Annotated in this window: 1 protein-coding gene and 1 pseudogene; one reads left to right on the top strand and one right to left on the bottom strand. The window is 67.1% G+C overall.

The genetic code is table 11. The annotated features are described in order from the left end of the window. Nucleotides 1-606: pseudogene (locus EOA33_RS34735) on the bottom strand (fumarylacetoacetate hydrolase); the annotation flags it as partial. 196 nt (nucleotides 607-802) lie between these two features. Between EOA33_RS34735 and EOA33_RS34730 the strand changes: the two are divergent. After that, nucleotides 803-1,756 (top strand): FAD-dependent oxidoreductase (locus EOA33_RS34730; RefSeq protein WP_145989485.1); only part of this gene is annotated, 954 nt, incomplete at its 3' end.

Raw genomic sequence — 1,756 nt, 5'->3', positions numbered from 1 at the left:
GTTCCAGGTGGACACGGGATGCAGGCCGACATCGGCGCCGAAGCCGACCGACGCCATCGGCTGGCATTTGGTGAAGATCTCGGCGTCCGGACCGATGCCCACTTCCAGATATTGCGACCAGGCGCCGCGCTGGATCAGCTTGGCCTTGATTTCCATCGCTTCCGGCGAGCCGGGCTTCAGCTTGGAGAGGTCGTGGCCGATCAGCCCGGCGATGTCGGCACGGATGGCATCGGCCTTCTCCGCCGAGCCACGCGCCTGTTCCTCGATGACGCGCTCGAGCAGGCTGACCACAAAGGTGACGCCGGAAGCCTTCACCGCCTGCAGGTCGGCGGGCGAGAGCAGGAAGGGCTTCTTCGCGTCGCGCTCTGCCTCGAAACTGTTGGCGGTGATGTCTTCAAGCGCGCCGATCGGCTTGCCCTTGGCGGAGCGAACATAGCCAGCCGGGTCTGGCAACTCGCAGAGGTCGCGCACGGTCGGCGCCGCGCTCGAGGTGATGTCGAAGACCATGCCGTCGCGCACCGTGACCACCAGCGGATAGGCCGTTTCGCTGGTCCTGGCGCGGCCGATGAAGAGGCCGTCGGCGGGCAGGCGGGTCGGGTCGGTCATGGCTTCGGTCCTCTCTTTGGCGCGCGGCACTTTCCCCGGATTTGGTCGAGACGTCCATCCCGCCAACGGGATCATTTGTGTGCCAGGGCGAGCGCGGTCCGCAGCCACGGGCCGGCTGGCACAATCGAACGCACTTTCAAATCCGTGAAATCAACAATAGGATTTTCACAAGCCCATTGCATCTCCCAGGTGATCCTTGCCCAAGCTGTTTTCGGACCCGATCTGGCAGAAGCCCAAGACGGTGTTCGCGTTGCAGCCGCAAACGCCAGCCGGGCCGATCGATGCGGTCATCGTCGGCGGCGGCATCATGGGCCTTTCTACCGCGCTCCATGCCGCGCGGCAGGATCTCGCCGTCCAGGTGCTGGAGGCCGGAGCGATCGGGGAGGGCGCCTCGGGTCTCAATGGCGGTCAGGTCATCCCCGGCCTGAAATACGATCCGGAATGGCTGGTCGAGCATTTCGGCAAGGAGCGCGGCGAGGCGCTGGTCAATTTTGCCGCCTCGACAGCCGATGCGGTGTTCGACCTGATCCGCGACGAGAAGCTGGCGGTGCCGTTCACCCGCAACGGCTGGATCCAAGCCGCGCACACCGAGACCGCTTTGACTGCGGCAGCAAACCGGGATCGCCAGTGGCGGGCACGTGGCGCCGACGTCGAACTGCTCAGCCAGGCCGAGATCGCGGCCATGACTGGCGCCCAGGGCTATCTCGGCGGCTGGCTCGACCGCCGCGCCGGCGTCGTCGATCCACTAGCCTATACGGTGGAACTGGCGCGGGTCACTGCTGCCGCTGGCGTCGGGATCGCCGAACGGCAGAAGGTGGTGAAGCTCGCCAAGGACGCCAGTCTCTGGCGGATCTCGACCGAAAGCGGCGCTGAGGTGCGGGCGAGGGCGGTCGTGCTTGCCACCAACGCCTACACCGATGGCGTTCTGCCTGGCCTCGCGCGGACCATCGTGCCGCTGCACTCCTTCCAGATCGCCACTGCGCCGCTGCCGGCCGATGTTGGCGCCGGCATCCTGCCGGGCGGGCAGGCGGTGTCGGACTCGCGCCGCATCCTCGTCTACTATCGCAGAAGCGCCGACGGTCGCCTGGTGCTCGGCGGGCGCGGGCGCATGGCGCTGCCCTCCAGCGCCGCGGACTGGGCGCATCTGGAA

This window comes from Mesorhizobium sp. M4A.F.Ca.ET.050.02.1.1 (genome assembly GCF_003997725.1).
GTDB lineage: Bacteria > Pseudomonadota > Alphaproteobacteria > Rhizobiales > Rhizobiaceae > Mesorhizobium.
Note: the sequence above shows the minus strand (reverse complement) of the source record. Positions and strands in the feature narration are given on the sequence as shown.